Here is a 7,214-nt window from a genome sequence, read left to right as displayed (position 1 = left end):
CTCAACCCACGCGCCCCCCGCGACCGCCTCCGGGTCGGCCGCGAGCGGACCGGTCAGGATCGCCCGCGCGCCCAGCTCTTCGAGCCGGGCGGACATCTCCGGCTCCGGCAGCGCGGGATCGACCGGCGCGACCACCAGCCCGGCCCGTGCCGCGCCCAGCAGCGCGACGACGAACTCGGCGGTGTTGGCGCAGACAAGACCCACCGCGTCACCGCGCCGCAGCCCCGCGCCGCCGAGGCGCACGGCCATGTCGTCGGCCAGGGCGGCGAGAGTGCCGTAGGACAGGTCCGCCCGGTTGCCGGTGACGGTGACGACGAGCGCCCTGGCGCCGGGACAGTCGCGTACCTGCCGGTCCAGGAGATCCACGAGGCCCGTGACCGCCGGGGGCCGGTACCGGTTCGTGTCGCACACGGACGCCGTAGTGGGAACGGCCATGACCACCATCTCCTCGCTCTGGAACTCATACCGGATCTGAGGAATCTGAGGAAACCGTCATCTGCGAGCCTGCGCTGGCGCGAAGTGTCCGTCCAATACGCGCTGGTGAACAGTTGATAGCAAATGTTTATCAAGGGAGCTGCCGCGCTTCCCGCGCTCCCGCGACCAGCATCAATAAATGCTGTTTATCGGTTGGTCGCCGATAGGTCTTGGACGCGAGCACGCACGCCGAACATGGTGGGACGAGAAGCCGCACAGGCATGACCGCCCAAGGAGGACCTCGGAGCCATGACCGCCCCTTCCGCACTGGAGACCGCGTCGACCGCCGACGTTCCGGCCGAGGCCGAGCTCACCGACGGGTACCACCTGGTCGTCGACGCGCTGAAGCTGAACGATGTCGACACCATCTACGGGGTGGTCGGCATCCCGATCACCGACCTGGCCCGCCTCGCGCAGGCCCAGGGCATCCGTTACATCGGCTTCCGCCACGAGAGCAACGCCGGTCACGCGGCGGCGGCGGCCGGTTACCTCACGAAACGGCCGGGCGTCGCTCTGACGGTGTCCGCGCCGGGCTTCCTCAACGGCCTCGTCGCACTCGCGAACGCCACCACGAACTGTTTCCCGATGGTGCAGATCTCCGGCTCCAGCGAGCGGCATCTCGTCGACCTCAAGCAGGGCGACTACGAGGAGATGGACCAGCTCGCCGCCGCTCAGCCGTTCGTGAAGGCCGCCTACCGCGTGAGCCGTGTCGAGGACATCGGCCGAGGTATCGCCCGCGCACTGCGCACCGCGATCTCGGGCCGGCCCGGCGGTGTGTATCTCGACATCCCGGCCGCGGTGCTCGGCTCCATCATGGACGCCGAGGAGGGCGCCAAGACGCTGAGCCGTCTGGTCGACCCGGCGCCGCGCCAGCTCCCGGCCCCCGAGGCCGTGGATCGCGCGATCGAGCTCCTGGCGGGCGCTCAGCGCCCGCTGGTGGTGCTCGGCAAGGGCGCCGCGTACGCGCAGGCCGACGAGCGGATCCGGGAGTTCATCGAGTCCACGGGCATCCCGTACGTACCGATGTCGATGGCGAAGGGCCTGCTGCCCGACAACCACCCGCAGTCGGCCGCCACCGCCCGTTCGCTGGCGCTGCGCAAGGCCGATGTCGTGGTGCTCCTCGGCGCCCGGCTGAACTGGCTGCTCAACCACGGCGAGGCTCCGCAGTGGAACCCGGACGCCAAGTTCATCCAGGTGGACATCGAGCCCAAGGAGCTGGACAGCAACCAGCCCATCGCCGCGCCGCTCGTCGGAGACATCGAGTCGGTGCTCGAAGTGCTCGCCGAGCGGACCAAGCCGGGCCAGATCGCGGCTCCGGCCGCCTGGCGGGAGGAGCTGGCGGCGCGCTCGGCGCAGAATGTCGCCAAGATGGCGGAGCGGCTCAAGGCCGATCCGCACCCGATGCAGTTCATGGGCGCCCTCAAGGCCGTACGTGATGTCGTCCACGAGCGCCCCGAGACGTACATCGTCAACGAGGGCGCCAACGCGCTGGACATCGCGCGCAATGTGATCGACATGCAGGTGCCGCGCCACCGCCTCGACAGCGGTACGTGGGGTGTCATGGGCATCGGCATGGGCTACGCGATCGCCGCCGCCGTCGAGACCGGCGCGCCGGTCGTGGCCGTGGAGGGCGACAGCGCCTTCGGCTTCAGCGGTATGGAGCTGGAGACGATCTGCCGCTACAAGCTGCCCGTCGTCACCGTCATCATGAACAACGGCGGTGTCTACCGCGGCGACGACATCAACCCGCTGGAGACCGACCCGTCGCCGACGACGCTGATGCTCCAGGCGCGCCACGACCTGATGATCGAGGCGTTCGGCGGCAAGGGCTACCGCGCGACCACGCCCGCCGAGGTCACCGCCGCCCTCACCGAGGCGCTGGCCTCAGGCGGCCCGGCGCTCATCGACTGCGCGATCGATCCCTCGGCCGGCACCGAGAGCGGTCATATCGCGCACCTCAACCCGAAGGGCATCACCGTCGGCAACATCACGCCGGCGAAGAAGTAGACGCTCCGCGTGGACGCCGCGCGCAGACGTTCCGCCCTCCCGCTGAACCACTCGCGTACTCCTGAACCCCCGCGTACTCCGCACACCGCACACTCCACCCTCGCACCGAGAACATTCACGAGAAGGAAGCCATCATGAGTGAAAAGCCGCTCGCCGGAATCAAGGTGATCGACTTCACCGGGGTCCAGGCCGGTCCCGCGTGCACCCAGATGCTCGCCTGGTTCGGCGCCGACGTCATCAAGGTCGAGCGCCCCCAGGGCGGCGACGTGACCCGCAACCAGCTCCGGGACATCCCTGACCTCGACGCGCTCTACTTCACCATGCTGAACAGCAACAAGCGCTCGCTGGCCATCAACACCAAGACCCCCGAGGGCAAGGAGGTCATGGAGAAGCTGATCCGCGAGTCGGACATCCTGGTCGAGAACTTCGCGCCGGGCGCCATGGACCGTATGGGCCTGAGCTGGGAGCACATCCACGAGCTGAACCCGCGGCTGATCTTCGGCTCGGTCAAGGGCTTCAACGACGACTCGTCGTGGAACGACCTCAAGGTCTACGAAAACGTCGCCCAGGCCGCCGGTGGCGCCGCGTCCACCACGGGCTTCTGGGACGGCCCGCCGACCATCAGCGGCTCGGCCCTCGGCGACAGCAACACCGGCATGCACCTGCTGATCGGCCTGCTGACCGCGATCATCCAGCGCAATGCGACCGGTCTGGGCCAGAAGGTATCGGTGTCCATGCAGGACGCCGTGCTCAACCTGACCCGCGTCAAGCTCCGTGACCAGCAGCGCCTGGAGAAGATCGGCTACCTGGAGGAGTACCCCCAGTACCCGCACGGCGAGTTCGGCGACGCGGTGCCCCGCGGCGGCAACGCCGGCGGCGGCGGCCAGCCCGGCTGGATCCTGAAGTGCAAGGGCTGGGAGACCGACCCCAACGCTTATATCTACTTCACGATCCAGGAGCAGAACTGGAAGCGCACCGCTGAGGCCATCGGCCACCCCGAGTGGGTCGACGACCCGGACTACACGACCGCCCGGGCCCGCCAGCCGCGCATCATGGAGATCTTCGGCGAGATCGAGAAGTGGCTGGCCGACAAGACCAAGTACGAGGCGGTCGACATCCTGCGCGAGTGGGAGGTGCCCTGCGCGCCCGTGCTCAGCATGAAGGAGCTCGCCGAGGACCCGGACATGCGCAAGAGCGGCACGATCGTCGAGGTCGAGCAGAAGGAGCGCGGCACGTACCTGACCGTGGGCAGCCCGGTCAAGTTCTCCGCCTTCAAGCCCGACATCAAGGGTGCGCCGCTGCTCGGCGAGCACACCGACGAGGTTCTCGCGGACCTCGGCTACGACGCGAACGACATCCGCAGGCTGCACGAGGGCAACGTCGTCGCCTGATGCGGTGACTCGTGGCCGTACGACCGATTCCCGGGTGCCCCGCGCGCGATCCGCGTGCAGGGCACCCGTTTGTGTGCGGAGTGTGTACGGCGGAGTACAGCAGCTTCAGCGTGATGGGCCGACCTCCCGCGCGTACGGGACTGCTCTCGCCCGGGTGCGGCCCGCGCGGGAGAATGGGCGTGAGCACCCGGTTCGCCGTGAGCATCCGCTTCGTACCTCGGCGGCAAGCCGAAAGGATCACGAGATGGTCGACACAGGATTCTCTTCGTTCGACACGATGGTGGACAAGGCCAACCACATACTCAAGGAGATCGAGAAGCCCTACGGATGGCCGAAGGAACGCCGGAAACAGTCCTACGCCGCTCTGCGGGCGGTTCTGCACCAGCTGCGGGACCGGTTGTCGGTCGAGGAGAGCGCGCAGTTCGCCGCTCAGCTCCCGACGTTGCTGCGCGGTATCTACTACGACGGCTGGAAGCCCGCCGAAACGCCGGTGAAGATGCACAAGGAGGAGTTCCTCGAACGCGTCAAGCGGGACTTCCGCTACTCGGTCGACGGCGGCACCGAGCAGTTGGTGCATACCGTCCTCACAGCCCTCCAGCAGCACATCAGCGAGGGAGAGTGGAAGGACCTCAAGGCGCATATGCCGACCTCGCTGGCCGCCGTCCTGCCGGACGGCCCTGCTCCTGAGGCGCCCCGCGAGAAGCCTGAGAAGCCTGCCTCCGAGGCCCCGCGCTGAGGCCCTTGCTTCAGAGGCCCGGCTCGCGAAGACAGAGGCCCGGCTCGCGAGAGCGGCCCCACCGGCGAGGGGGTACGCCGATGGGGCCGAGGAGCCCGTGCGGCCGGGGGGGTAGGCCGCGAGCTCGGCTCATCACAGCCCCTGCCCCGGGTCGGGCAACGTATGCCTGGCGACCGTCGACTAATTTTCCTGCTTCTTCTTGGCCGTCTGAGGCACGTACAGCTTGATGTCCGTCAGGCTCGCGCTGCCCTCGTACACATTGGTGTACAGGTCACCGATGACGAAGGAGTCCGGATACGCCGAGCCGGCCGGCCACTGGTCCGGCCATCGCGCGCTGCCGTTGTTGTCGTTCTGGACGAGTGTGTTGTTGAAGCGGCCGTCGTACTCGCCCGGCTTGACGTTGTAGTGCCAGATCGGCTGGTTGTTGACGATGAAGTTCCGGTGGAAGCGCAGTGTCTTCCGGCCGGCCCGGGCGAAGTTGCCGCTGGCCTCCAGGGTGTAGCCGGTGGCGTCGCGCTCGATGGCGAAGACATAGTCCTGATTGGGCATCAGCTCGGGCTGGAGCTCCGCCGCCGAGCTGAGCTGCTGCTCGGCCACTCCACCGGAGCAACTGGACATGAACCACTGCGAGTTGCCCGCGAGACCGCCCTTGCCCGGCGTCCAGTTCGGGAGTCCGCTGATCCACATGTTGACGGTGTTGAAGCTGCTGTCCCGGTAGTTGTAGTACGTGTTGGTGCTGGAATTGCAGACCCGGCCTCCGGTGCCGCTGCCGACCCGGTCGGGATGCTGGGAGAACGAGTCCATCAGCACCTTGCGGCGGTAGTGCCAGAAGTGATTGTTCCGTGGCGCGGGATCCGCGAAGTCGACGATCGACAGATAGTGGAAGCCGTTGTAGCCGTAGTTGCCCTCACGGACGTCCTGCCACTCGCAGTACGGCGCCGACGCGTCGCCCTCCCAGCCCGGGCTGTTGGAGCCCTCGCCCCAAGGGTGCTGGGTCTTGCAGCCGTCCTTGCTGTAGCCGTTGATCCGGTTGTCGTAGTCGATCGTGCCGTTCCGCTTCCCGCCGAAGTCGATGGTCTTCAGCCGGTATTCGATACGGTACTGGTCGGGAAGCTGCTCGGTGGGACGGAAGATGGCGCCACCGGTGTGATCGGGCACCTTGAGCTGGGCCACCGTCTTGCCGCCCGCCCTGCCGTTCGTGATGGACGGCGCCTTCTCGATCCGGCCGTCCTTGTTCCAGTCGCGGGCGGAGAGCGAGGCGGTCAGCCAGCCGCCGTCGCCCACCGGGAACTCCTTGCGGTAGGTGTCGAAGGAGTTGAACGCGGTGTTCCAGGCAGGGCCGTAGTCATTGGCGTACCACTGCCCGCTGTCGTCCATGATCGTGTCGAAGGGCTCGGCATAGGTCTCGCGCGTCCAGGGCGCGCCGCCGGGATCGAGCGTCTTCGAGAAGTCCTCGGAGTGCAGCAGCCGCCAGGCCACCTTGGGATCCTTGCCCTGCGGCTCCGGCGCCGCGGACGCGGTGTCGAGCGAGAGCGGCAGGACGAGCGCGCCGCAGACGAGGCCCGTCAGCGCGTAGTGGTGCTTCCGGCGCGGCCGTAACCGCGTACGGACACCGGCACGGGTGGTGCTTGTGGGAGTGCGGCTCATCAGAAGTTGCCCTTCGGGTCGTAGTACTTCTCCGCGTTCTCCTTGGTGACACGTGGTGAGGGAACGACCGTGTCCTTCTCGGTCTTCTTGCCGTCGAGAATGTCCACGGCCCTGTCCAGACCGAGACTGCCGATCACATCGGCGTCATTGAGGCCCGTGACCAGGTAGTTGGTGCCGTCGAGAATGGCCTTGAGCGCCTCCGCCTGCCCGTCGACACCGGCCAGCACGATCCTGTCGGCGCGGCCCGCGTCCTTGATCGCGCGCTGCGCGCCCAGGCACATGGCGTCGTTCTCGCAGAAGACGGCGTCGATGTCGGCGTGCGAGGCGAGCAGGCTCTCCATCACATTCAGTCCGCCGTCGGAGCTCCAGTTGCCGAAGTCGGGCGCCTCGACCAGCTCGATACCGGGCGCGCTCTCCAGAGCCGCCTTCACACCGTCGGTACGGGCCTGGCCGATGCTGTTGTCGGCGGGACCGCCCTTGACCAGCGCGACCGTACCGCCGTCGGGCAGCCGCTGCGCCAGGAACTCCCCGTTCTGTTTGCCGATCGCCTCGTTGTCCGGGCCGATCCAACTGCTGTACGTACCGGTCCGGAACTTGCGGTCGACCAGAACGGCGGGTTTGCCGGCCGCCTTGATGGAGTTGAGAACGGCGGGCGCCGACTCCAGCGGGCCGCCCGAGACGATCACCGCGTCGACGTTCTTGCTCAGCAAGTCCTCGACGTTGGAGGCGAGTTTGGCCGCGTCACCGCCCGCGTCGGTGCTGACGATCTCGACGTTCTTCTTCTCCGCCTGCGCCTTGATGGCCCGGTCCATACCGTTGAAGTAGGGCCCGCTGAGAGTGAAGTTGGCGACGCCGATGGTGTACGAACCGTCTCCCGCGCCTGCGTCGCCGCCGGAGGAGCAGCCGGCCAGGGCGGCGGCGAGGGCTCCGGCCACCAGCACACCGGATACTTTCTTCAT

Annotated in this window: 6 protein-coding genes; 3 read left to right on the top strand and 3 right to left on the bottom strand. The window is 67.7% G+C overall.

The window, feature by feature from the left end; translation table 11 throughout:
• The coding region (locus GA0115259_RS03615) for an AMP-binding protein (RefSeq protein ID WP_141716441.1) at positions 1-435 on the bottom strand (435 nt) is incomplete at its 3' end.
• A gap of 288 nt (positions 436-723) precedes the next feature.
• Here GA0115259_RS03615 and oxc point away from each other — a divergent pair.
• From oxc to GA0115259_RS03600, 3 genes are all read left to right on the top strand, one after another.
• Positions 724-2,481 (top strand): oxalyl-CoA decarboxylase, encoded by a 1,758-nt coding sequence (oxc, locus tag GA0115259_RS03610; RefSeq protein ID WP_093590700.1) that lies wholly within the window; start codon positions 724-726, stop codon positions 2,479-2,481.
• Positions 2,482-2,615: 134 nt separating this feature from the next.
• Positions 2,616-3,872 (top strand): formyl-CoA transferase, encoded by a 1,257-nt coding sequence (gene frc / locus GA0115259_RS03605; protein ID WP_093590697.1) that lies wholly within the window; start codon positions 2,616-2,618, stop codon positions 3,870-3,872.
• Positions 3,873-4,116: 244 nt separating this feature from the next.
• Positions 4,117-4,608 (top strand): DUF2267 domain-containing protein, encoded by a 492-nt coding sequence (locus GA0115259_RS03600; RefSeq protein WP_093590694.1) that lies wholly within the window; start codon positions 4,117-4,119, stop codon positions 4,606-4,608.
• A 180-nt stretch (positions 4,609-4,788) separates the two neighbouring features.
• Here the strand turns inward: GA0115259_RS03600 and GA0115259_RS03595 are convergent, their stop codons facing one another.
• Both GA0115259_RS03595 and GA0115259_RS03590 read right to left on the bottom strand, forming a co-directional pair.
• Positions 4,789-6,255 carry a mucin-5B gene (locus GA0115259_RS03595; RefSeq protein ID WP_237539738.1) on the bottom strand — a complete coding sequence of 489 codons (1,467 nt, stop codon included), beginning with the start codon at positions 6,253-6,255 and terminating at the stop codon, positions 4,789-4,791.
• Positions 6,255-7,214, bottom strand: coding sequence for a substrate-binding domain-containing protein (locus tag GA0115259_RS03590; RefSeq protein ID WP_237539737.1), 960 nt, complete (start codon positions 7,212-7,214; stop codon positions 6,255-6,257). The genes GA0115259_RS03595 and GA0115259_RS03590 overlap by 1 nt, the downstream gene beginning before the upstream one ends.

Source organism: Streptomyces sp. MnatMP-M17, assembly GCF_900091995.1.
Taxonomy (GTDB): Bacteria; Actinomycetota; Actinomycetes; order Streptomycetales; family Streptomycetaceae; genus Streptomyces.
The sequence above is the reverse complement of the archived record's forward strand: the minus strand, read 5'-3'. Positions and strand labels throughout refer to the sequence as shown.

Bases quoted from the DNA above. Each gene is read 5' to 3' on its own strand.
- frc (WP_093590697.1), top strand. From the start codon at position 2,616: ATGAGTGAAAAGCCGCTCGCCGGAATCAAGGTGATCGACTTCACCGGG.
- GA0115259_RS03590 (WP_237539737.1), bottom strand. From the start codon at position 7,214: ATGAAGAAAGTATCCGGTGTGCTGGTGGCCGGAGCCCTCGCCGCCGCC.
- oxc (WP_093590700.1), top strand. From the start codon at position 724: ATGACCGCCCCTTCCGCACTGGAGACCGCGTCGACCGCCGACGTTCCG.
- GA0115259_RS03595 (WP_237539738.1), bottom strand. From the start codon at position 6,255: ATGAGCCGCACTCCCACAAGCACCACCCGTGCCGGTGTCCGTACGCGG.
- GA0115259_RS03600 (WP_093590694.1), top strand. From the start codon at position 4,117: ATGGTCGACACAGGATTCTCTTCGTTCGACACGATGGTGGACAAGGCC.